Origin of the sequence: Pseudomonas hydrolytica, assembly GCF_021495345.1 — a bacterium.
In the GTDB taxonomy this organism is placed as follows: Bacteria; Pseudomonadota; Gammaproteobacteria; order Pseudomonadales; family Pseudomonadaceae; genus Aquipseudomonas; species Aquipseudomonas hydrolytica.
In genome coordinates this window covers 4516115-4536380 of record NZ_CP099397.1, presented here as the reverse complement: position 1 = coordinate 4536380, position 20266 = coordinate 4516115, and the positions used below count along the sequence as shown (strand labels likewise).

General features: G+C 67.0%; 25 protein-coding genes and 1 riboswitch. Of the genes, 17 read left to right on the top strand and 8 right to left on the bottom strand.

Annotation, left to right across the window (positions count from 1 at the left end):
- From L1F06_RS21335 to L1F06_RS21325, 3 genes are read left to right on the top strand one after another with little or no spacing between them, the layout of a single operon-like run.
- Positions 1 to 411 (top strand): ExbD/TolR family protein, encoded by a 411-nt coding sequence (locus L1F06_RS21335; protein ID WP_012019771.1) that lies wholly within the window; start codon positions 1 to 3, stop codon positions 409 to 411.
- Positions 411 to 1091, top strand: a complete 681-nt coding sequence (locus L1F06_RS21330) for a TonB family protein (RefSeq protein WP_129483029.1) — start codon at positions 411 to 413, stop codon at positions 1089 to 1091. The genes L1F06_RS21335 and L1F06_RS21330 overlap by 1 nt, the downstream gene beginning before the upstream one ends.
- A 2-nt stretch (positions 1092 to 1093) precedes the next feature.
- A complete protein-coding gene (locus tag L1F06_RS21325) occupies positions 1094 to 2191 on the top strand; it encodes a tetratricopeptide repeat protein (protein ID WP_129483028.1) in 1098 nt (365 codons plus the stop codon).
- A 165-nt stretch (positions 2192 to 2356) separates the two neighbouring features.
- On the opposite strand, the gene L1F06_RS21320 is transcribed toward L1F06_RS21325, so the two are convergent.
- The 4 genes from L1F06_RS21320 to L1F06_RS21305 form a co-directional block, all read right to left on the bottom strand.
- Positions 2357 to 2878 carry a DUF3299 domain-containing protein gene (locus L1F06_RS21320; protein ID WP_129483027.1) on the bottom strand — a complete coding sequence of 174 codons (522 nt, stop codon included), beginning with the start codon at positions 2876 to 2878 and terminating at the stop codon, positions 2357 to 2359.
- A 58-nt stretch (positions 2879 to 2936) separates the two neighbouring features.
- Complete coding sequence (locus tag L1F06_RS21315; protein WP_012019767.1) at positions 2937 to 4202, bottom strand: ABC transporter permease; 1266 nt, start codon at positions 4200 to 4202, stop codon at positions 2937 to 2939.
- A 1-nt stretch (position 4203) separates the two neighbouring features.
- Entirely contained in the window at positions 4204 to 4911 is a 708-nt protein-coding gene (locus L1F06_RS21310) for an ABC transporter ATP-binding protein (protein ID WP_003243979.1), read from the bottom strand.
- A gap of 99 nt (positions 4912 to 5010) precedes the next feature.
- Positions 5011 to 5589, bottom strand: a complete 579-nt coding sequence (locus L1F06_RS21305) for a DUF2796 domain-containing protein (RefSeq protein ID WP_129483026.1) — start codon at positions 5587 to 5589, stop codon at positions 5011 to 5013.
- Between the two features lie 114 nt (positions 5590 to 5703).
- On the opposite strand from L1F06_RS21305, the gene L1F06_RS21300 reads away from it, so the two are divergent.
- Positions 5704 to 6030, top strand: a complete 327-nt coding sequence (locus tag L1F06_RS21300; RefSeq protein ID WP_129483025.1) for a hypothetical protein — start codon at positions 5704 to 5706, stop codon at positions 6028 to 6030.
- Between the two features lie 120 nt (positions 6031 to 6150).
- Here the strand turns inward: L1F06_RS21300 and trxA are convergent, their stop codons facing one another.
- The 3 genes from trxA to L1F06_RS21285 are packed head-to-tail and all read right to left on the bottom strand — an operon-like array spanning position 6151 to position 8186.
- Positions 6151 to 7023: a thioredoxin gene (gene trxA, locus L1F06_RS21295; RefSeq protein WP_129483024.1), complete on the bottom strand. Its 873-nt coding sequence runs from the start codon at positions 7021 to 7023 to the stop codon at positions 6151 to 6153.
- 54 nt (positions 7024 to 7077) lie between these two features.
- Positions 7078 to 7737 (bottom strand): class I SAM-dependent methyltransferase, encoded by a 660-nt coding sequence (locus L1F06_RS21290; RefSeq protein ID WP_129483023.1) that lies wholly within the window; start codon positions 7735 to 7737, stop codon positions 7078 to 7080.
- Positions 7734 to 8186: a YbaY family lipoprotein gene (locus tag L1F06_RS21285; RefSeq protein WP_129483022.1), complete on the bottom strand. Its 453-nt coding sequence runs from the start codon at positions 8184 to 8186 to the stop codon at positions 7734 to 7736. Before L1F06_RS21285 ends, L1F06_RS21290 begins: the two co-directional genes overlap by 4 nt.
- A gap of 111 nt (positions 8187 to 8297) precedes the next feature.
- Between L1F06_RS21285 and nrdR the strand changes: the two genes are divergently transcribed.
- The 13 genes from nrdR (at position 8298) to L1F06_RS21220 (ending at position 18252) form a co-directional block, all read left to right on the top strand.
- Positions 8298 to 8765: a transcriptional regulator NrdR gene (nrdR, locus tag L1F06_RS21280; RefSeq protein WP_003243991.1), complete on the top strand. Its 468-nt coding sequence runs from the start codon at positions 8298 to 8300 to the stop codon at positions 8763 to 8765.
- Positions 8762 to 9877, top strand: coding sequence for a bifunctional diaminohydroxyphosphoribosylaminopyrimidine deaminase/5-amino-6-(5-phosphoribosylamino)uracil reductase RibD (gene ribD, locus L1F06_RS21275; RefSeq protein ID WP_129483021.1), 1116 nt, complete (start codon positions 8762 to 8764; stop codon positions 9875 to 9877). The genes nrdR and ribD overlap by 4 nt, the downstream gene beginning before the upstream one ends.
- Before the next feature lie 177 nt (positions 9878 to 10054).
- Positions 10055 to 10209: riboswitch (FMN riboswitch) on the top strand.
- A gap of 126 nt (positions 10210 to 10335) precedes the next feature.
- Positions 10336 to 10998 (top strand): riboflavin synthase, encoded by a 663-nt coding sequence (locus L1F06_RS21270; protein ID WP_003243995.1) that lies wholly within the window; start codon positions 10336 to 10338, stop codon positions 10996 to 10998.
- A gap of 12 nt (positions 10999 to 11010) precedes the next feature.
- Positions 11011 to 12090: a bifunctional 3,4-dihydroxy-2-butanone-4-phosphate synthase/GTP cyclohydrolase II gene (gene ribBA, locus L1F06_RS21265; protein ID WP_003243997.1), complete on the top strand. Its 1080-nt coding sequence runs from the start codon at positions 11011 to 11013 to the stop codon at positions 12088 to 12090.
- Positions 12091 to 12303: 213 nt separating this feature from the next.
- Complete coding sequence (gene ribH / locus L1F06_RS21260; protein ID WP_012019761.1) at positions 12304 to 12780, top strand: 6,7-dimethyl-8-ribityllumazine synthase; 477 nt, start codon at positions 12304 to 12306, stop codon at positions 12778 to 12780.
- Entirely contained in the window at positions 12777 to 13256 is a 480-nt protein-coding gene (gene nusB, locus L1F06_RS21255; protein ID WP_017675580.1) for a transcription antitermination factor NusB, read from the top strand. The genes ribH and nusB overlap by 4 nt, the downstream gene beginning before the upstream one ends.
- A gap of 150 nt (positions 13257 to 13406) precedes the next feature.
- Positions 13407 to 14360, top strand: a complete 954-nt coding sequence (gene thiL, locus L1F06_RS21250; RefSeq protein ID WP_129483042.1) for a thiamine-phosphate kinase — start codon at positions 13407 to 13409, stop codon at positions 14358 to 14360.
- A 15-nt stretch (positions 14361 to 14375) separates the two neighbouring features.
- Positions 14376 to 14903, top strand: a complete 528-nt coding sequence (locus tag L1F06_RS21245; protein ID WP_003244004.1) for a phosphatidylglycerophosphatase A family protein — start codon at positions 14376 to 14378, stop codon at positions 14901 to 14903.
- 13 nt (positions 14904 to 14916) lie between these two features.
- Positions 14917 to 15651 carry a substrate-binding periplasmic protein gene (locus L1F06_RS21240; RefSeq protein WP_049767438.1) on the top strand — a complete coding sequence of 245 codons (735 nt, stop codon included), beginning with the start codon at positions 14917 to 14919 and terminating at the stop codon, positions 15649 to 15651.
- Positions 15652 to 15669: 18 nt separating this feature from the next.
- On the top strand, positions 15670 to 16314 hold the full coding sequence (locus L1F06_RS21235; RefSeq protein ID WP_129483020.1) for a retropepsin-like aspartic protease family protein: 645 nt from the start codon (positions 15670 to 15672) through the stop codon (positions 16312 to 16314).
- Between the two features lie 111 nt (positions 16315 to 16425).
- On the top strand, positions 16426 to 17046 hold the full coding sequence (gene ribA, locus L1F06_RS21230) for a GTP cyclohydrolase II (RefSeq protein WP_041772971.1): 621 nt from the start codon (positions 16426 to 16428) through the stop codon (positions 17044 to 17046).
- A complete protein-coding gene (locus L1F06_RS21225) occupies positions 17043 to 17456 on the top strand; it encodes a hypothetical protein (protein ID WP_012019756.1) in 414 nt (137 codons plus the stop codon). The genes ribA and L1F06_RS21225 overlap by 4 nt, the downstream gene beginning before the upstream one ends.
- A gap of 1 nt (position 17457) precedes the next feature.
- Complete coding sequence (locus L1F06_RS21220; protein ID WP_129483019.1) at positions 17458 to 18252, top strand: cobalamin-binding protein; 795 nt, start codon at positions 17458 to 17460, stop codon at positions 18250 to 18252.
- 66 nt (positions 18253 to 18318) lie between these two features.
- Here the strand turns inward: L1F06_RS21220 and L1F06_RS21215 are convergent, their stop codons facing one another.
- Entirely contained in the window at positions 18319 to 20205 is a 1887-nt protein-coding gene (locus L1F06_RS21215) for a TonB-dependent receptor domain-containing protein (protein ID WP_129483018.1), read from the bottom strand.
- Between the last annotated feature and the right edge of the window lie 61 nt (positions 20206 to 20266).

Genomic DNA, 20266 nt, shown 5'->3' with positions numbered 1-20266 from the left:
ATGAGAATGCGTCGTCACCACCAGCAGGACGAAGACACCGGCATCGACCTCACGCCGATGCTCGACGTGGTCTTCATCATGCTGATCTTCTTCATCGTCACCAGCTCGTTCATTCGCGAGTCCGGGGTCGAAGTACAGCGCCCGCAGGCGGAAACCGCCAATCCGCAGGACAAGGGCAACATCCTCATCGCCGTCACCGCCGACGGGCAGATCTGGATGGACAAGCAGTCGGTGGACATCCGCAGCGTGCGCGCCCATGTCGAGCGCATGCGCGTCGATCAGCCGGAAGGTGCCGTAGTGGTGCAGGCCGACAAGGATGCGCGTACCGGCCTGGTCGTCCAGGTGATGGATCAGGCGCGTCTGGCCGGTGTGCAGGATGTCGCGCTGGCTGCCGGTAGCGGAGTCAACTGATGCGCCTGCCGCTGTCTTTTCTCGGCGCCTGCCTGATGGCCCTGGGGCTGTTCGCCCTGATGCTGTACATGGTCGCGCCGCCGAGCGCCAAGGTCAGCCAGGACCCGGTCAGCGTGGCCAACTTCGTGCGCATGGACGGCAACACCAGCGAGACCGCCAGCCGTACCCGTCAGCAGGCACCGCAGCCGCCGCAGCCGCAAACACCGCAGCCCCCTACGCCGCCGACGCCGCAAACGGCCACGCCGAATGCCAACCTGCCGGCGCTGGACATCCAGCTGCCCAGCCTGGCCAGCGGTATCGCCGTCAACAGCGCGCCGGCGCCGAGCCTGTCTGGTCTCGCCCCGGGCGCGCCAGCGCCGACGCCGCCGAGCGAGGCTGCCGAGTCCGGGCAGATGGGCGGCATGGAGAGCGAAGTCATGCCGCTCAACGACGTGCGCCCGGAATACCCGCGCTATGCGCTGCAACGAGGCATCGAAGGTTTCGTCAAACTGGCTTTCACCATCAACCGCTCCGGCAATGTGGAGAACATCCGCGTGCTGGAGGCCAATCCGCGCAATGTGTTCGAACGCGAAGCGCGCCGCGCCGCCGCCCGCTGGCGCTTCGCGCCGCGTACCGAGGGTGGCCTGGCAGTGGACCGCGAAGCGGTGAAAACCCTCTACTTCCGTCTGGAAAGGAGCTGACCATGTACCGTTGGTTGTTGCTCGTGATGCTCAGTGCTGGGGCCGTGCCTGGCATGGCCCAGCAGACCGTCGACCCGACCGTGTTCCGCGCGCTGAACGCGGCGCAGGCCGCGCAGCAGAAGGGTGACCACGCCGCCGCACGGCGCGCGCTGGAGGGCATCCAGGCCAAGAGTGGCAGTCTCGAAGAGGCGCTGATCTGGCGCAGCCAGGCCTATGTGGCCTGGTCGGCCGGCAACAACGGACAGGCCATCGAGTGGCTGGACAAGGCCGTGCGCAGCGGCAAGCTCGACGAACAGATGCTCGCCGGCGAACGCCTCAACCTGGCCAAGCTCAATCTCGGCGAGCGCCGTTTCGCCAGGGTCGTCGAGCTGCTGGGGCCCGAGCAGGGCACGGCCTCCGAAGAGGTGCTGCAGATGCTGGTGCAGGCCTACCAGGGCCTGAACCAGCCGGCCAAGGCATTGCCACTGGCCGAGCGCTACGTGCAGGCCAACCCCAAGGCCGCCGACATCTGGCTGCAGTTCCTGGTGGGCGCCAACGCCGACCTCAAGCGCTATGCCCAGGCCGAGCGCTGGCAGCGTCAGCTGCTGGCGCGTCAGCCGAACGATGCCAAGGGCTGGCGCCAACTGGCCGGTCTGCAGCAGATGGCCGGCAGCAACGACAAGGCGCTGGCGACCCTGCGTGCGGCGCACAGCAAGGGCCTGCGCTTCAGCGAGGCGGAGCTGGATAACCTGGTGCTGCTGGCCGGCGCCGCCGATCAGCCCTGGCAGGGCGCCAAGCTGCTGGCCGGCATGCTCGACAGCGGCCTGCTGGCCAACACCGCGGCTCGTCAGGAGCGTCTGGGCCTGTTCTGGTGGCAGGCGCGCGATCGCGCCGCGGCGGTGCGCGTGCTGCGCCCGCTGGCCGAGCGCAGCGGCAACGGCAAGCACTGGCTGTATGTCGCCCAGCTGGAGCTGGAACGGTCGCGCTGGCAGGCCGGGCTGGACGCGCTGGCGCGTGCCGAACGCGGTGGTGCCGAGCGCGCCAAGGTGCGTTCATGGCGGCAGTGGGCGGAAAGCGAGCTGCGTTTCGAGCAGGAAAATCGGGTCGCCAGTCGCAGTTGAGTCGTTCTCGGTGCGCGCAGCGCACCCTACCGTAGGGTGCGCCGCGCGCACCATCTTCGGTGAGGTGTTCAAAGAACGCTCCGCCGCCGCAGAGCGCAGCCGCCACACAAGAAAAAGCCAGGCCTTGGGCCTGGCTTTTTCGTTTTAAGCGTGGAGCGAGCGGGCTCAGCCCTCGGGCAGCTCGTAGGCGTAGATCTTGTTCGCTTCCATCTGATAGCCGACCTCGGCCAGCTCGCTGCTGACGTGCTCGACCTTCATCGGCCCTTCCACCCAGAACGGCTGGTACAGCGCATCGAGCAGCACGCCCAGTTCGCTGGTGACGTGCACGATCTGGTTCGAGGGTGGTGGCGGTACATGGATGCAGGCGCCGAAGTAGGGCACCAGCAGAAACTCCACCACGCGGCCTTCATCGGTCACGTCCAGCGGCACGATATAACCGGGCAGCTTGACGGTCTGGCCGTCCAGAGCCTTCACCACCGGAGCGGCCGGCGATTGCTGCATGGCGGCCGGGCCCGACTCGGCGAGCGCGTCGGCCAGCTGCGACAGATCGTGGATCGGTGTGGGATCGATCCGCTGGGGCGGCGCATCTGGCGGAATCAGCTCCGACCAGGTGATTTCGCGCACATCGGCGGCGGCCAGCGGCAGGGCCAGCGTCAGCAGCAGGCTGGCGAGCAGGGGGCGGGGCATGAGGAACCTCGTAGTAAGAGCGCCTGCGCAGTGTACGCCAGGCGCTCTCAACTTTCCCTCAGAGCCTGATCGACAGACCATCGGCCAGCGACTGCCGATAGGCGCGCCAGGCCGGCACGCTGCCCATCAGCAGGGCGGCGCCGAGAATCCCGGCCAGCAGGGTCCATTCGTAGCGGGTGGGGGCGCTCAATGCCAGGTACAGGCCGTAGTTGGCCTGTACGTAGCCCTGGCTGCCGGCGATGCCGAGATACAGCAGGGCCAGGCCGAGCGCCACGCCGGCCAGCGCCAGGGCAAAGGCCTCCAGCACCAGCAGGCTGGCGATATGCCAGGGACGTGCGCCCACCGAGCGCAGGATGGCCATTTCCCGGCGGCGTTCGTTGAGGCTGGTGAGGATTGCCGTCAGCATGCCGATCAGACCGGTGAGCACGACGAACAGCGAGACCACGAACAGCGCCTGTTCGGCGGTGCCCATCAGGCTCCACAGCTCCTGCAGGGCGACGCCGGGCAGGATCGCCAGCAGCGGCTCGCCGCGAAACTCGTTGATCTCGCGTTGCAGGCTGAACGTCGCGATCTTGCTGTTGAGGCCGAGCATGAACGCCGTGATCTGCTTCGGCTGGAGGTCCATGGTGCGTGCCTGCTCGGCGCTGATCTGCGCCGCACCGCGCGCCGGCATACCGTTCTGCCAGTCGATGTGCAGCGCTTCCATCCCGGCCAGGGAGATGTGCAGGGTACGGTCCACCGGCGTGCCGGTGCGCTCGAGAACGCCGACCACGGTGAACGGCTTGTCGTCGTGCTTGAGCAGGCTGATGGTGGCGACGCCATGGGCCAGGACGATCTCCTCGCCCAGGCCGTAGCCCAGCGCCTGGGCCACCTCGGCGCCGAGCACCACCTCGAAGGGATCGTCGGCGAAGGCGCGGCCCTGGGCCAGTTTCAGCGCCTGGCTGCGGGCGTAGCGATAGTGTTCGAAGTAGGCGGTGCTGGTGCCCATCACCCGGTAGCCGCGGTGCGAGTCGCCCAGCGAGATGGGAATGGCCCACTTCACCTGGCGGTGGTTGGCGAAGCGCTCGAAGCTGTCCCAGCGGATGTTGTTGGTGGCGTTGCCGATGCGAAACACCGAGTACAGCAGCAGGTTCACGCTGCCCGAGCGGGCACCGACGATCAGGTCGGTGCCGCTGATGGTGTTGGCGAAGCTGGCACGCGCTTCGGTGCGCACGCGTTCGACGGCCAGCAGCAGGCAGACCGACAGGGCAATGGCGAATACCGTGAGCAGGGCGGTGAAGCGGCGGTTGGCCAGGCTGGCCAGGGCGATGCGGATCAGATGCATCTCAGGCCTCCTGGGGGCGCGTGGCGCGGTTGAGTTCGGCCAGCGACAGGCTGCGGTCGAACAGTGCAGCCAGGCTCTGGTCGTGGCTGACGAACAGCAGGCTGGCGCCGGCCGCGCGGCATTCGGCGAAGAGCAGCTGGAGGAAGGCCTCGCGGGCGTCGAAGTCCAGCGCCGAGGTGGGTTCGTCGGCGATCACCAGTTCCGGCTGGCCGATCAATGCGCGCGCGGCAGCAACGCGCTGCTGCTGGCCGATGGACAACTCGTCGGCGCGGCGGCCGAGCAGGTCGGCGCGCAGCCCCAGATGGTCGAGCAGCGCGGCGGCTGCAGCATCGATGCTGCCATGGCGCTGGCGCGCGCGTTCTGCACGCGAGCGTGAGAAGCGGCAGGGCAGTTCGACGTTCTCGCGCACCGAGAGAAAGGGCAGCAGGTTGAACTGCTGGAAGATGTAGCCGGTGTGATCGACACGAAAGCGGTCGCGGGCGCCGGCCGAGAGCTGGCCGAGATCCTGGCCGAGCAGGCGGATGTGCCCGCGCTGGGCCTTTTGCACGCCGCCCAGCAGGCCGAGCAGGGTGGTCTTGCCGCTGCCGCTGGGGCCCTTGAGAAACAGGGTCTCGCCGCGTGCCAGGGTGAAGCTGGGGATGTCCAGCAATTGCGCCTGGCCGGGCCAGGCGAAGCCGAGGTCGGCCAGTTCGATCAGAGGTTCGGTCATGGTCCGGCTATCGATGAGACAAGAAACGATGCAGAAGCGAATCCAGTGGCGGTGCCAAGGAGGGCCAGATGCCCCTTTCGCTCCTGCAGGTCGTAGCGGTCAGAAGCTCAGGCGCGGCTGGGCGGCCGTCAGTTCGGCGCCCTGCTGGCCGTTCGGGCCGATCAGTTGTACCTGAATCTTCTCGGTGGCGGGGAAGCGTTTGAACAGTTCGGCCAGATCCAGTTGTTTCAATTCGTTGGCCTTGGCGCATTCGAAGCGGTAGTGCGCATGGATGTCGCTGTGTTCGCCTTCGTGCTTGTGGTCGTGATGGTCGTGCTTGTGGTCGTGCCCCTTGCCGGCGAACAGCGGGCTCTGCAGCTCGACCTCGGTGGCCTTGCAGTCGCCGCTGGACAGGGCGAACAGGCTGACGGGCTGTTCCAGTTCGCGCTTGGCGGCGGCGACCTTGGCCTTGTCGGCATCGCTCTTGGCGGCATGTTCGAAACCCACCAGGTTCATCGCCGGGCTGTCGAACTGCAGTTCCAGCAGGTTGCCGTCGAGCGCCACGTTGAGGCTGGCAACGCCGTGCTCGTGGGCACCGAGGCTGTCGTGGTGGTGATCATGGTCGTGCCCGTGTTCATGGGCCTGTGCGGCAGCCAGGGGCAGCAGGGCAAAGGGCAGAGCGAGAAGCAGATGGCGCATGGGGTGTCTCCGGCCGAGCGTGGATGAATCGTTACGTTATAACAACTTTTGTGCCGGGCTGGCCAGCGCGGGGGGGAGCATGGGAGCATGCGCGAACCTGACGGGAGGCTGAACATGATGCGTATACGTGGACGGATTGGCGATTGGCCGGTGGACCTGACGCTGGAGCTGGATGCAGACGATTGGGCGCAACTGGCAGAGCGCGTCGCCGTCACGCCGCCCCCGGCCGAGCCCGTTGCCACGCCTGCGAACAATGACCGCCTGTGGGAAACCGCGCTGCAGCTGGTGCGTGAGGCCGGGCAGGTCGAAGGGCCGCGACTGTTGGCGCAACTGGCGGCACTGGCCGCAGGCAAGCGCCTGCTGGTGCGTCTGCGCCACTGCGCGCAGATCCGCATGGAAACCGGCGCGGATGCGCCGATCTATCACTGGGTGGCGGAGTAAGGCATGCCGAATGGCGATCTGCCTGTAGGGTGCGCCGCGCGCACCGGGTAGCGTCTGCTCGATTTGGCTAGACCCCGGTGCGCCTGGCGCACTCTACGGCGAGTACGATGAACGCTGAGGTCAGTAAATCGCCTGGTACAGCTTGCGGCGGTAGCTGGTGACCAGCGGGTGGTCGCCGCCGAGCAGATCGAATACCTGCAGCAGCGTCTTGTGCGGCAGGCCGTCACCGTAGCTGCGGTTGCGCACGAACAATTTGAGCAGGCCATCCAGCGCGGCTTCGTACTGCTGACGCGCCAGTTGCTGCACGGCGAGCTGGTAGACCGCTTCGTCATCCTCGGCATTCTGTGCCAGGCGGCTTTTCAGCGTGGCCACTTCCGGCAGGTCGGCAGCCTGGCGCAGGAAGGTCAGCTGCGCCTTGGCGCCGGCCAGCGCCTGCTTGTGCTCGTCGCCCTTGACCGCATCGAGCACCACCTGGGCCTCGCCCAGCTCGCCGCGCTCGGCCAGGCAGCGGGCATAGAGAATCAATGCCGCGGCGTTCTCGTTGTTCTCGGTCAGCACCTGCTTGAGCAGGGCCTCGGTTTCGGCGAAACGGCCTTCGGCGAACAGCGCCTGGGCGATCTCCATCGGGTCGGCGGCAACCGGCGCCGGTTCGGCGACGTGCGGTTTGAGCATCTCGCGGATGGCCGCTTCCGGCTGGGCGCCGGCGAAGCCGTCCACCGGCTGACCATTCTTGAACAGCACCACGGTGGGCAGGCTGCGGATGCCGAAGCGCATGACGATGTCCTGCTCGATATCGCAGTTGACCTTGGCCAGCAGCAGCTCGCCGGCATAGTCCTCGGTGATCTTCGCCAGCATCGGCATCAGCGCCTTGCACGGCGCGCACCACTCGGCCCAGAAGTCCACCAGCACCGGCTTGTGAAAGGAGTTCTCGATCACCAGTTGCTCGAAGTTGGCGGCGCCGGAGATGTCGAAGATGTAAGGGGAGTCGCTCATGGTCGGTCTCGAAAAGCAGGGCAATGGGCTATTAATGCGGGCGTCGGGGCGTGGTTACAAGGGGCGCGTGGCGTGATACAGGCTGACCTCGCGAAATTCCGCCGGCTCGGCCAGATCCGGCCAGGTGCAGCCATCGAGCAGGGCCAGACGCTGGTACAGCGGATGGCGGAAGTCCTTGACCCGCGAGTCGGCCACCAGCGCCTGACGGCCACGGCTGAGGAAGTGGTCCAGCAGCGGCAGGTTGGCGCGGTCGTAAAGCACGTCGGCCACCAGGATCAGGTCGTAGCGGTCGGCCTCGGCGAAGAAGTCCGCCGAGTAGTTCAGCGTCACGCCATTGAGTTCGGCATTGGCGCGACTGGCGGCCAGCGCCAGTGGGTCGAGATCGCAGGCCACCACTTCGGCGGCGCCCGCCCTGGCCGCGGCGATGGCAGCCACGCCGGAGCCCGCGCCAAAATCCAGCACGCGCTTGCCGCGCACCCACTCGGGGCGTTCGGCCAGCCAGCGGGCCAGCACCAGGCCGCTGGCCCAGCAGAAGCACCAGTAGGGCGGCTCCTCGAGAATGCGCCGGGTTTCCTCGGCGTTGAACGCGCGATCCATGTTGCTGGCGTCGATCAGCCACAGGGCGATATCGGTGCCCGGCAGCGTTTCGGCCACCAGGCGGGCGTCGCCGAGCAGTTCGCTCAGCGCCTGCTGCAGGTGTTCGGGTGATCTCATGGTGCCGGCACCAGCTGCAGCGAGCCGAGGTCCTGGTCCTTGAGCTCGGCAATGGTGCGTGGCGGCAGGCGCTGCACCAGGCGACCGGAGAGGCTGACCCGGCCGCGCAGTTCGATGCGCTGGCCCTGAATCTGGTTGTTGGCGGCGAGCGGGAGGCGGAACGGCAAGGGCGCGCCATCGCCGCGCAACTGAACCTGGGCGAGCAGGGCGCTCGGGCGGCCGCGCAGGTCGATGGCCAGCAGCGCCAGGTCGACGTCGGCACCCTCGGCGACGCCGAGCAGCTCGCCGCGCAGGCTGGGGCCAGGCGCCACTTTGGCGGCGGGGACGGTGGGTGCGGACGCTGGCGCTGGCGCCGGTGCAGCTGCGGGGACAGTGGCGGTCGGTTCGCTGGCGCAGGCGCTGAGCAGGGCGGCGACGGCGAGAGGAAGCAGGGGCAGGTATCGGTTCATGGCAGGCTCTGCTGTTCTGGCGGGCGTCTATATAGCCTAACGGGCTGCGGCTTGTCTTGCCGCTTCGATGCGCTACCATGGCGCCTTTGCCGCCATCTGCCCGCGCCTGCCATGCATTGTCCCTTCTGCGCCGCCAACGACACCAAGGTCATCGATTCCCGTCTGGTTGCCGAGGGCGATCAGGTGCGCCGCCGCCGCGAGTGCGTGGCCTGCGGCGAACGGTTCACCACCTTCGAAACCGCCGAGCTGGTGATGCCGCGTCTGATCAAGCAGGACGGCAGCCGTCAGCCCTTCGACGAGGAGAAGCTGCGCGCCGGCATGCAGCGCGCGCTGGAGAAGCGCCCGGTGAGCGTCGAACGTCTGGAAGAGGCCATCGCCCGCATCAAGCAGCAACTGCGCGCCACCGGTGAGCGCGAGGTGAAATCGCTGGTGCTCGGTGAGCTGGTGATGACCGAGCTGAGCAAGCTCGACGAGGTGGCCTACATCCGTTTCGCCTCGGTGTACCGACGCTTCCAGGACCTCAACGAGTTCCGCGAAGAGATCGAGCGCCTGGCCCGCGAGCCGTCGAAAAGCCGATGAGCGAGCGCGACCATTTGTTCATGGCGCGCGCCCTGCGGCTGGCGCGCAAAGGCCTTTACTCAACCCACCCGAATCCGCGTGTCGGCTGCGTCATCGTGCGTGACGGCGAGATCGTCGGCGAGGGCTGGCATGCCCGGGCCGGCGAGCCGCATGCCGAGGTGCACGCCCTGCGTCAGGCCGGCGAGCGCGCGCGTGGTGCCACCGCCTACGTCACCCTGGAACCCTGCAGCCATCACGGGCGTACGCCGCCCTGCGCCGATGCGCTGGTCGCCGCCGGGCTCGGCCGGGTGGTCGCAGCGATGCAGGACCCCAACCCGCAGGTGGCCGGTCGCGGCCTGCTGCGCCTGGCCAATGCCGGTATCGACGTGTTGTCCGGCGTGCTGGAAGGTGAGGCGCGCGCGCTCAATGCCGGTTTCATCAAGCGCATGGAGAGCGGGTTGCCGTTCGTGCGGGTCAAGTCGGCGATGAGTCTGGATGGCCGCACAGCCATGGCCAGCGGCGAGAGCCAGTGGATCACCGGGCCGGCGGCGCGTGCCGAGGTGCAGCGGTTGCGCGCCCAGTCCAGCGTGGTGCTCAGCGGCGCCGACACCGTGCTGGCCGACGACGCCCGGTTGACCGTGCGCCCCGACGAGTTGGGGCTGGGCGCAGAAGCGACGTTCATGGCCGCCTCGCGGCCGCCGCTGCGTGTGCTGATCGATGGTCGGTTGCGGGTACCGCTGAGCAAGGCGTTCTTCCAAGTCGGCCCGGCGCTGGTGGCCTCCTGTGCGGCTGCAGCTGCGCGCGACCGCTACCTGGCCGACGGACACGAACTGCTCGCCGTGCCGGGTAGCAATGGTCATGTCGACCTGCGCAAGCTGCTGCAGGAGCTGGCCGGGCGTGGCGTCAACGAGGTGCTGGTGGAGGCCGGGCCGCGTCTGGCCGGCGCCTTCGCCCGCGCCGGGCTGGTGGACGAGTACCGCATCTTCGTTGCGCCCAAACTGCTGGGTTCCAGTGCTCGGCCGTTGTTCGAGCTGCCGCTCAACCGCATGGCCGAGGCGCCGGAGTTGCAGATTGTCGATATCCGCGCCGTCGGCGCCGACTGGCAGATCACCGCGGTGCCCAAGACCAGATAGGGTGCGCCGTGCGCACCGCGGCCGTCGCGGTTCTCTCCACGTCCCCCTTGCCTGGTGTCAACGACTCGCGCGGGCCTGACAGGTCGGCGGTTGACCCTGGTGCGCGCAGCGCACCCTACGACCCATGCGCCGCGGTGAGAAATATGGTAAAACGCCACGCGGCCATTCATATGGCCGCAACGTTCTCAGGGCGGGGTGAGATTCCCCACCGGCGGTAATGGTTCGCAGAACCTAGCCCGCGAGCGCTCGCCATGGCTTCTGCCAGGCGAGGTCCAGCAGACCCGGTGCGATTCCGGGGCCGACGGTATAGTCCGGATAAAGAGAGAGCGGGATTCCCTCCTCGGGCGCTTTTTGCGCGTCCGCGAAATCCCTATCGATCGGCATTGCCCTGTTTTTGACCAAAACAGGAGTTCGTCCATGCTGTTCAGCACCATCTTCTACGTGAAACCGGAGGGCGTATGTTCACCGGCATAATCGAAGCCATCGGCAGCATCCGCGCCATGACGCCCAAGGGCGGCGACGTGCGCGTCTACGTGGCCACCGGCAAACTCGATCTGGGTGACGTCAAGCTCGGCGACAGCATCGCCGTCAACGGCGTGTGCCTGACCGCGGTGGAACTGCCTGGCGACGGCTTCTGGGCCGACGTCAGCCGCGAGACGCTGGCGCGCACCGCCTTCGTCGACCTCAAACCCGGCAGCGCGGTGAACCTGGAAAAGGCCCTGACGCCCACCAGCCGCCTCGGCGGGCACCTGGTCAGCGGTCACGTCGATGGCGTCGGCGAGATCGTCTCGCGCGCCGATAACGCCCGCGCCGTGCAGTTCAGGGTGCGCGCCCCGCGTGAGCTGGCCAAGTACATCGCGCACAAGGGCTCGATCACCGTCGACGGCACCAGCCTGACCGTCAATGCGGTCGATGGCGCCGAGTTCGAACTGACCATCGTGCCGCACACCCTGGCCGAGACCATCATGGTCGACTACCAGGCCGGGCGTAAGGTCAACCTCGAAGTCGACCTGCTGGCGCGTTACCTGGAGCGCCTGCTGCTCGGCGACAAGGCCGCCGAGCCCAAGGCCTCGGGCCTGACCGAAAGCTTTCTCGCCGAACACGGCTACCTGAAGAATTGAGGAGACGCCCCGATGGCGCTCAACACCGCTGAAGAACTGATCGAAGACATCCGCGCCGGCAAGATGGTCATCCTCATGGATGACGAGGACCGCGAGAACGAAGGCGACATCATCATCGCCTCCGAATGCGTCACCGCCGAGCACATCAACTTCATGGCCCGCTTCGCCCGTGGCCTGATCTGCATGCCGATGACCCGCGAACGCTGCGAGCTGCTTAAGCTGCCGCTGATGGCGCCGCGCAACGGCTCCGGTTTCGGCACCAAGTTCACCGTCTCCATCGAGGCCGCCGAGGGCGTGACCACCGGCATCTCCGCCGCCGACCGTGCCCGTACCGTGCAGGCCGCGGTGGCGCGTAATGCGGTGGCCGACGACATCGTCAGCCCCGGCCACATCTTTCCGCTGATGGCCCAACCCGGCGGCGTGCTGGCGCGTGCCGGCCATACCGAAGCGGCCTGCGACCTGGCGCGCATGGCCGGTTTCGAGCCGAGCGGGGTGATCTGCGAGATCATGAACGACGACGGCACCATGGCCCGTCGCCCGGAGCTGGAGGCCTTCGCCGAGCAGCACGGTCTGAAGATCGGCACCATCGCCGACCTGATCCACTACCGCCTGATCCACGAGCGCACCGTCGAGCGCATCAGCGAGCAGCCGCTGGATACCGAGCTGGGCCAGTTCAATCTGGTGACTTACCGCGACGCGGTGGAAGACACCGCACACATGGCGCTGACCCTGGGCACCATCTGCGCCGAGGAACCGACCCTGGTGCGCGTGCACAACATGGACCCGCTGCGCGACCTGTTCCTGGTCAACCAGCCGGGCCGCTGGAGCATGCGTGCGGCGATGGCGGAAGTGGCCAAGGCCGGTAGCGGCGTGGTGCTGCTGCTCGGCAACCCGCTGACCGGGCCGGAGTTGCTGGCGCTGATCAGCCGTCAGCAGCCGGCCAACCCTGCGACCTACAGCACCGTGGGCGCCGGCTCGCAGATTCTGCGCGATCTCGGCGTGCGCAAGATGCGCCTGATGAGCTCGCCGATGAAGTTCAACGCGATATCCGGCTTCGACCTCGAGGTTGTAGAATACCTGCCGGCTGACTAAAAGCGGCCCGAAGGGCCAAAGCTGATGACCCTCTCCCTCTGGGAGAGGGTGCCCGCAGGGCGGGAGAGGGTGTTGTGGCCAACGCCTAACCCTCTCCCCCGGCCCCCTCTCCCACAAGTGGGCGAGGGGGGCAAAATCCCGCTCCCCAGGGAGCACGAATTTTATTTTCGGAGCGCAAGGCGCTTCGGCTCTTTAACCCATGTGAGACCCGTCATGACCCTGAAGACCATCGAAGGTACCTTCATCGCCCCGAAGGGCAAATACGCCCTGGTGGTGGGCCGTTTCAACAGCTTCGTCGTCGAGAGCCTGGTCAGCGGCGCCATTGACGCCCTGGTTCGCCACGGTGTGAGCGAGAGCGACATCACTATCATCCGCGCACCGGGCGCCTTCGAGATTCCGCTGGTGACCCAGAAGGTCGCTCAGCGTGGCGAGTACGCGGCGATCATCGCCCTGGGCGCGGTGATCCGTGGCGGCACCCCGCACTTCGAATACGTGGCGGGCGAGTGCACCAAGGGCCTGGCCCAGGTGTCCATGGAGTACGGCGTGCCGGTCGCCTTCGGCGTGCTGACCGTCGACTCCATCGAACAAGCCATCGAACGTTCCGGCACCAAGGCGGGTAACAAGGGTGCCGAAGCTGCGCTGTCTGCCCTGGAAATGGTCAGCCTGCTGGCGCAGTTGGAGGCCAAGTGAGCAACTCCGGTAACGGCCAGCCGGCCAAGAAGGGCCCCAGCGGCAAGATCCTTGCGCGCCGCGAAGCCCGTACCCTGGCCATGCAGGCCCTGTACTCCTGGCATATCGCCGGCCAGCCGCTGAACGAGATCGAAGCGCAGTTTCGCGTCGACAACGATTTCAGCAAGGTCGATGGTGCCTACTTCCACGAGATCCTGCACGGCGTGCCGCGGCAGAAGACCGAGCTGGACGAGACCTTCACGCCCCTGCTCGATCGCCCGCTGGAAGAGATCGACCCGGTCGAGCTGGCCATCCTGCGTCTTTCCACCTACGAGCTGAAGAACCGCGTCGACGTCCCCTACAAGGTGGTGATCAACGAAGGTATCGAGCTGGCCAAGGTGTTCGGTGCCACCGACGGGCACAAGTTCGTCAACGGCATCCTCGACAAGCTTGCGCCCAAGCTGCGTGCCGCCGAAGTCAACGCCAACAAACGTTGAGGCCTATGGGGATGCTCGATTCACGATCTCGCGAGCTAGAGCCATGCAAGGCAAAAGCAGGCGAGGAAGCGCAGTGTGCTGTAGCACATGAGCATTCCGAGTCTGCTTTTAACGCAGCAGGGCCGACGCGCAGCAGATCGTTGCTTGCCCGTGAATGAGTTCGAGCTGATCCGCCGCTATTTCGCCGCCGCCCCCTGTGCGCAGGGCGGCGACGGCGTGGTTCGCGGCATCGGTGATGACTGCGCGCTGCTTGCATTGCCCGCCGGTGAACAGCTGGCGGTTTCCACCGACACGCTGGTTGCCGGGGTGCACTTTCCCGAAGCCTGCGATGCCTTTCTTCTCGGTCAGCGCGCGCTGGCCGTTTCCGCCAGTGATCTGGCTGCCATGGGCGCGTCGCCCTTGGCCTTTACCCTCGCCCTGACCCTGCCGAGCGCCAATGAAACCTGGCTGGCCGAGTTCGCTCGTGGCCTGCAGACGATGGCGCAGAGCTGTTCGCTGGCGCTGGTCGGTGGCGACACCACGCGCGGTCCGCTGAGCCTGACGCTGACCGTGTTCGGCCGGGTGCCGAATGGGCAGGCGCTGCTGCGCAGTGGCGCCCAGGTGGGCGATCTGCTCTGCGTCGGCGGCGAACTGGGCGATGCCGCGGGCGCGCTGCCGCTGGTGCTGGGGCAGCGCGAAGCGGCGGCGGACATCAGCGAAGCATTGCTGGCGCGTTACTGGGCGCCGCAGCCGCAGCTGGCTCTGGGCCAGGCCTTGCGCGGGCGGGCCACGGCCGCGCTGGATATTTCCGACGGGCTGCTGGCCGACTGCGGGCATATCGCCAAGGCTTCACAGGTGGCCCTTAAGATCGAGCTGGAGCAAGTGCCGCTGTCTGCAGCGCTGCGCGCCTTCGCCGGCGAGGAGCAGGCGCGGACCTGCGCGCTGGGCGGTGGCGACGACTACCGACTTGCCTTTACCCTACCGCCAGCCCAGCTCGCCGATCTGCAGGCCGATTGGCCCGAAATACGGGTGATCGGCCGTGTGCAGGCCGGTACTGGGGTAGAGTTGCTGGACGCCGCCGGCCAGCCCATCGAGCCGCCGCGTGGCGGCTACCAACATTTCTGACAGGACGGAGTGCGCGTGACCGATCACCCCAACCAGGTTCCCGCCGAATACGTACCGCCGTCGGTATGGCGCAATCCCTGGCACTTCATCGCCTTCGGCTTCGGCTCCGGCACCCTGCCCAAGGCGCCCGGCACCTGGGGCTCGCTGGTGGCACTGCCGTTCGTGCCGCTGTGGCAGATGCTGCCCGACTGGGGTTACTGGCTCATGCTCGGAGTGACCATGCTGTTCGGCTTCTGGCTGTGCGGCAAGGTGGCCGACGACCTGCGCGTGCACGATCACGAAGGCATCGTCTGGGACGAGATGGTCGGCATGTGGATCACCCTGTGGCTGGTACCCGAGGGCTGGGTCTGGTTGCTGCTAGGCTTTCTTATGTTTCGTCTGTTCGACATCGTCAAACCCTGGCCGATTCGCTGGATCGATCGGCACGTGCATGGCGGTGTCGGCATCATGCTCGACGATGTAATCGCTGGCGTGTTCGCCTGGTTGGCCATGCAGGGGCTGGTCTGGGGGTGGGACCGTTATGCGGCGGTGTTGGGCTTCTAGAGAGGCAATGGCGATGGCAGCTAGGCGGCTGACGCTGCTGCTGGGTATGGTCGTGATGCTGACGGTGCATGCCGAGCTGCAGCTACCGAGCGAGATCCATGTGGCCAGCGAGGTCTGGGAGGGCCACACCAATGCCGACGGTACCGGCATGGGCTGGGATATCCTGCGCGAGGTGTTCGAGCCGGCCGGGGTCGCCTTGCGCACGCAGAGCGTTCCCTACACGCGTGCGGTCGGTCTGGTGCAGCGTGGCGGCGTCGACGCCTGGGTCGGCTCCTATCGCAATGAGGTCGACGAAGGCGTGCACTACCCGCGCTGGCATTACGATAGCGAGCAGATCAGCGCTCTGGGGCTCAAGTCCAGGCCTGCGCCGACGCTGGAGCGGCTCGGCGAGCTGCGCCTGATATGGATGCGTGGCTACGAATACCAGCGCTACCTGCCGAATGTGCGGCATTACCGGGAAGTTCGCCGCCACAGCGGTATTCTGGGCATGCTCGACCACGGCCATGCCGATTTCTACATTGACGCCCGCGTCGAGATCGAAGTGGTACTGGCGGAGGCCGCGCAGGAGATTCGCGATCGCTATCAGGTGGCCGATCTCAAGTGGCTGCCGCTGTACCTCGGTTTCGCCGACAACTCCAGAGGGCGTGCGCTGGCCGACCTCTTCGATCAGCGCATGGAGCAGCTGGTCGAGGCCGGCACGCTGAAGCCGATCTTCGAGCGCTGGCAGCAGCCCTATCCCTTCGACTGAGCCGGGAGGCCATCCTTCATGCTGTTTCGTTACTGTCTCGCCGGTTTCGCCCTGCTGTGCGCAGGCCTGGCCTGGGCTGCCAGCCAGGTGCAGGTGGTCGGCCTGTTTCCCGGTGCGGCGGTGCTCAATGTCGACGGCCAGCGCAAGCTGGTGCGGGTCGGCCAGACCGGGCCGGGCGGGGTGCAGGTGGTCAGCGTCGACAAGCAGGGTGCGGTGTTGCGCGTCGAAGGTGTCGAGCGCGTCTATCCGCTGAGCCGGGAATACAGCGCCGGTTTCGCCGAACCGGTCAGAAAGCGCCTGAGCATCGCCAAGGGCATCGGCGGCCATTACTGGGTGGCCGGTTCGGTCAACGGTCATACGGTGCAGTTTCTGGTGGACACCGGCGCCACCTCGGTGGCGCTCAACGATGCGCATGCCCGGCGCCTGGGCATCGATTACCGGGTCAGTGGCCGGCCCCTGCAGGTCAATACCGCCAGTGGCGTCGCGCGTGGCTGGCGGGTCGTGCTCGATCGGGTCAAGGTCGGCGACCTGGAGGTGCTCGGCGTCGAGGCCGTGGTGCTGGAAGGCAACGCGCCGCACGAGGCGCTGCTGGGCATGAGCTTCCTGGGACGGGTCGGCTGGCGCGAGGAACAGGGGATGCTGGTGCTCGAGTCCAAACTCTAGCGCCGGCATTGACCGTTTCGATACTGATGATCGGCAATTCTGACTGACCCGGCGGCTGGGCCTGCTGATACAATGCCGCCCCTGTTTCGTACTCATTGCCAGGAGCATCCGGTGTCCGTCGTGTTCGTCGCCGCCTCCCAACTGCCTACGCCCTTCGGCGTGTTCACCATGCACGGTTTCCTCGACGAGGCCACCGGCAAGGAACACGTTGCCCTGACCTTCGGCGATGTGGCCGACGGCGCGCCCGTGCTGGGCCGTCTGCACTCCGAATGCCTGACCGGCGACGCCCTGTTCAGCCTGCGTTGCGACTGTGGTGCCCAGCTGCAGGCGGCATTGCAGGCCATCGCCAGCGAAGGCCGCGGCGTGCTGCTCTACCTGCGCCAGGAAGGCCGCGGCATCGGTCTGCTGAACAAGATCCGCGCCTACGAGCTGCAGGACGGCGGCGCCGATACCGTGGAGGCCAACGAGCGCCTGGGCTTCGGCGCCGACCAGCGCGACTACGCCATCTGCCTGCCGATGCTCGAGCACCTGGGCATCAAGAGCCTCAAGCTGATGACCAACAACCCGCGCAAGGTCAGGGCGCTGGGCGAAATGGGCATCGCCGTGGACCATCGCGTGCCGCTGCAGATCGCGCACAATCCCTACAACAAGCGCTACCTCGCCACCAAGGCCGGCAAGCTCGGCCATATGCTGGGCAACCAGCATCAGGGCGAGACCGAGGAAAGCCTGTGACCCGAGGCCAGGTGAAGCGGCGCCTGGCGCTGGCCTGGTGGCGCCAGCTGGGCGTGGCCCTGGCCCCTGTGTTCGTCTTCAACCTGCTGTTCGGCGGCGGTGGCACCACGGTGCTGACCATGCCGCTGTTCATCGCCGGCCTGGCTTCGATGTTCGTCAGCCTGCCGCTGTTTTCTGCCTACAAGCGCGCCCTGATCGCCACCGAGAAGGCCCTCGACAGCGACGCAGAGCCGGCCGCCTGGCTGGAACTGGATCGCGTGCGCCTGCGTGCCCTGCTCGGCGCGGCGCTGCCGGCCTGGATCGCCGCCCTGGCGGTGCTGGCCGGGCTCGAGGCGGTACCGCTGGTGCTGCTGGCGTTGTCGTCCATCGTGCTGCACAGCCTCTACCGCATTCCCCGCCAACTCGGCTGACATGCGTGCACTGCTGCTGGCCCTGTGTCTGCTGGCGCTGCCCCTGGCGGCCGCACCACGGGTGGTCAGCCTGGCGCCCTCGCTCAGCGAAATCATGCTCGATCTGGATGCCGCCGACCTGCTGGTCGGTGTGCTCGAAGGCGACGAGCGCCCCGCCGCCCTGGCCCATCTGCCCACCGTCGGCCGCTACGGCCAGCTGGAGTTCGAGCGCCTGCTGCAGCTGGCGCCCGATCTGATCCTGATCGCCCCGGGCAGCGTGCCGCCGGCGCAGCGGGCGCAACTGCAGCGTCTGGGCATCCCCTTGCTGGTGGTCGAGCCACAGCGGCTCGACCAGTTGGGCGATGCCTTCGTCAGCATCGCCCGGCGAATCGGCCGCAGCGAGCAGGGCGAGCGGCTGGCGGCGGAATTCCGCGCCGAACTGGACGCGCTGCGCCAGCGCTACCGGCGCGATCAGCCCCTGAGCGTTTTCTATCAGATCTGGCACCAGCCGCTGTACACCATCGGCGGCGCACAGCTGATCGGCGATGCGTTGGCCGTATGCGGCGGGCGTAATCTGTTTGCCGATCTGCCGCAACCGGCACCGCAGGTCAGCGTGGAGGCGGTGCTGGCGCGCAATCCGGACGTGATTCTCGGTGGCAGCCATGCCGAGCTGAGCGCCTGGCAGGCCTGGCCGCAGCTGCATGCGGTGCGCCAGGGCCAGGTCTGGGCCGTGCCGGACAAGGGCCTTGAGCGGCCCAGCCGGCAGATGCTGGGGGCCATCGAACAGCTATGCGAGCTGATGGCGGCGGCGCGTTAGCCGCAGTTTGCTTGGTGCGCACGGCGCACCCTACGAGCGCCGTAGGGTGCGCCGTGCGCACCGAGGTCAAAGTTGCGGTGTCCAGCTCAGAGAGAGCAGGGCGCTGCGGCCTTCTTCGCGATAGCCGTAATAGTTCACGCTGCTGAAGAACGGATCGTTCGGTCGGCTATACAGAGCTTGGGAATAGTCCTTGTCCAAGATGTTGTCGACCTTGATTTGCCACAGCAGCTCATCGCTCATCCGCCAGCTCGCACGCGCACCGAGCAAACCGTAGCCGGCGATCTCTCGAGTGTTGGCGGCGTCGTCATAGCGACCGGAGAAGGCCTGCCAGGTGATGCCAGCGGCGAAGGCGCCGAACTGGCGATCCAGGTCCAGGCTCAGGCTGCGTTTGGCGCGGCGCGGCAGGGTATGGCCGCTGTCGCGATCGCGTGGGTCGAGCAGACTGGCGCCGAGTACGGCCTGCCAGCCCAGCACCTCGCGTTCCAGGCTCAGTTCCAAGCCTTGCAGGCGCGCCTGGTTGACGTTCATCGGCGTGCTGAAGAAGGTTACCGGGTCGCTGACCACGGTGATCAGGTCTTCGACCTCGGTGCGGTAGGCCGACACGCTCCAGCGGGTACTCAGGTGATCGCCGCGCAATTGCGCCTCGTAGGTTTTCGAGCGCTCGGGCGCGAGGTTCGGATTGCCGCCATAGAAGGCGCTGGTGGGGTAGTACAGATCGTTGAAGGTGGGGGCGTGAAAACCCTCGCCATAGCTCAGCAGTAGTTCCAGTCGTTCGGCCAAGTCCAGGCTCAGTGCCGCGTTCCAGGTGTTCTCGCTGCCGAATTGCTCGTTCTTGTCGTGGCGTAGGCCCAGCTCGGTAGCGAAACCGTCGCCGCGATGGCGGTGCTGGACGAAGGCGGCTTGATTCCAGCGCTCGCTCTGGCTGAAGTCGCTGTCCGTGCTCAAACGGTCCTCGAACCAGTCGAGGCCCAGCAGCAGCTGGTTGGCCTCGTCCAGACGCAAGGTATTGAGCCAGGCGGCGCTGTCGCGGTAGGTGTTGAAGCTGTAGTTATTGTCGGCGTTCAGCGGGTCGCGGTTGTCGCTCTTGTCCTCGCTATGGCCGAGTTCCAGGCGGCTGCTCCAGCGCTCGGCGAGCTGCGCTTCGAGATGCGCAGCAGCAGTGGAAACGCTGAAGCGCTCGCTGGGGTTGCCCGGCGCGAAGCTGAACAGATCGTCGTATTCGCTCTCGCCGCGCTGGTCTACCAGGCTTAGGCCGCCCTTGAGGCGCTCGCTGAAGCGATGTTCCAGGCTCAGATTGAATGACTTGCGGCGCAGACCGTCGTGGTCGCCGTCGTTGCCACGGGCATCCTGCGAGCGGTCGAAGCCGGCACGTTCGGCCAGACTGGCGCCGAGATCGAAGCGGGTGTGCTGATCGCCGCCGGACAGACCCAGGCTGCGTTCGAAACTCTGCTGACTGCCGGCGGCCAGGCGCAGCCGCGGCTGCAGACCGGCTTCGCCCTGGCGGGTGAAAATCTGGATAACCCCGCCGATGGCGTCGGCGCCGTATAACGCCGAACGTGGGCCGCGTACCACCTCGATGCGCTCGATCTGCTCGGGGCTGAGGAATTCCAGGCGGGCCAGACCGCTTGCGGCGGCGTTCAGGCGCACGCCGTCGATCAGTACCAGGGTCTGGTTGGCGTTGGCACCACGCAGAAACAGGCTGGTCAGGCTGCCACGGCCGCCATTCTGCACGATGGATACGCCGGGTACGCGGCTGAGCAGATCGGGCACGCTGCTGGCCTGCAAACGCTCGATATCCGTCCGCTCGAACACTGTAGTGGCAGCAGTGGCCTGGCGCAGCGGCTCGGCCTGGCGGCCGGAGGTGATCACCAGCGGCTCGGCGGTATAGGGTTCGGCAGCCAGGGCGAAGCCGGGCAGAACGGCAATGGCCAGAGCCAGACGGGACAGTTTCATTCTTGTGATTCCTCAAAGGTCGGCAGACATTCGAGGAGGGCAGGGGGCAAGCGCGCAGGGC

Coding starts and splice junctions, on each gene's coding strand:
- L1F06_RS21335 (WP_012019771.1), top strand. CDS start 1: ATGAGAATGCGTCGTCACCACCAGCAGGACGAAGACACCGGCATCGAC.
- L1F06_RS21330 (WP_129483029.1), top strand. CDS start 411: ATGCGCCTGCCGCTGTCTTTTCTCGGCGCCTGCCTGATGGCCCTGGGG.
- L1F06_RS21325 (WP_129483028.1), top strand. CDS start 1,094: ATGTACCGTTGGTTGTTGCTCGTGATGCTCAGTGCTGGGGCCGTGCCT.
- L1F06_RS21320 (WP_129483027.1), bottom strand. CDS start 2,878: ATGCCCCGCCCCCTGCTCGCCAGCCTGCTGCTGACGCTGGCCCTGCCG.
- L1F06_RS21315 (WP_012019767.1), bottom strand. CDS start 4,202: ATGCATCTGATCCGCATCGCCCTGGCCAGCCTGGCCAACCGCCGCTTC.
- L1F06_RS21310 (WP_003243979.1), bottom strand. CDS start 4,911: ATGACCGAACCTCTGATCGAACTGGCCGACCTCGGCTTCGCCTGGCCC.
- L1F06_RS21305 (WP_129483026.1), bottom strand. CDS start 5,589: ATGCGCCATCTGCTTCTCGCTCTGCCCTTTGCCCTGCTGCCCCTGGCT.
- L1F06_RS21300 (WP_129483025.1), top strand. CDS start 5,704: ATGATGCGTATACGTGGACGGATTGGCGATTGGCCGGTGGACCTGACG.
- trxA (WP_129483024.1), bottom strand. CDS start 7,023: ATGAGCGACTCCCCTTACATCTTCGACATCTCCGGCGCCGCCAACTTC.
- L1F06_RS21290 (WP_129483023.1), bottom strand. CDS start 7,737: ATGAGATCACCCGAACACCTGCAGCAGGCGCTGAGCGAACTGCTCGGC.
- L1F06_RS21285 (WP_129483022.1), bottom strand. CDS start 8,186: ATGAACCGATACCTGCCCCTGCTTCCTCTCGCCGTCGCCGCCCTGCTC.
- nrdR (WP_003243991.1), top strand. CDS start 8,298: ATGCATTGTCCCTTCTGCGCCGCCAACGACACCAAGGTCATCGATTCC.
- ribD (WP_129483021.1), top strand. CDS start 8,762: ATGAGCGAGCGCGACCATTTGTTCATGGCGCGCGCCCTGCGGCTGGCG.
- L1F06_RS21270 (WP_003243995.1), top strand. CDS start 10,336: ATGTTCACCGGCATAATCGAAGCCATCGGCAGCATCCGCGCCATGACG.
- ribBA (WP_003243997.1), top strand. CDS start 11,011: ATGGCGCTCAACACCGCTGAAGAACTGATCGAAGACATCCGCGCCGGC.
- ribH (WP_012019761.1), top strand. CDS start 12,304: ATGACCCTGAAGACCATCGAAGGTACCTTCATCGCCCCGAAGGGCAAA.
- L1F06_RS21240 (WP_049767438.1), top strand. CDS start 14,917: ATGGCAGCTAGGCGGCTGACGCTGCTGCTGGGTATGGTCGTGATGCTG.
- L1F06_RS21235 (WP_129483020.1), top strand. CDS start 15,670: ATGCTGTTTCGTTACTGTCTCGCCGGTTTCGCCCTGCTGTGCGCAGGC.
- L1F06_RS21220 (WP_129483019.1), top strand. CDS start 17,458: ATGCGTGCACTGCTGCTGGCCCTGTGTCTGCTGGCGCTGCCCCTGGCG.
- L1F06_RS21215 (WP_129483018.1), bottom strand. CDS start 20,205: ATGAAACTGTCCCGTCTGGCTCTGGCCATTGCCGTTCTGCCCGGCTTC.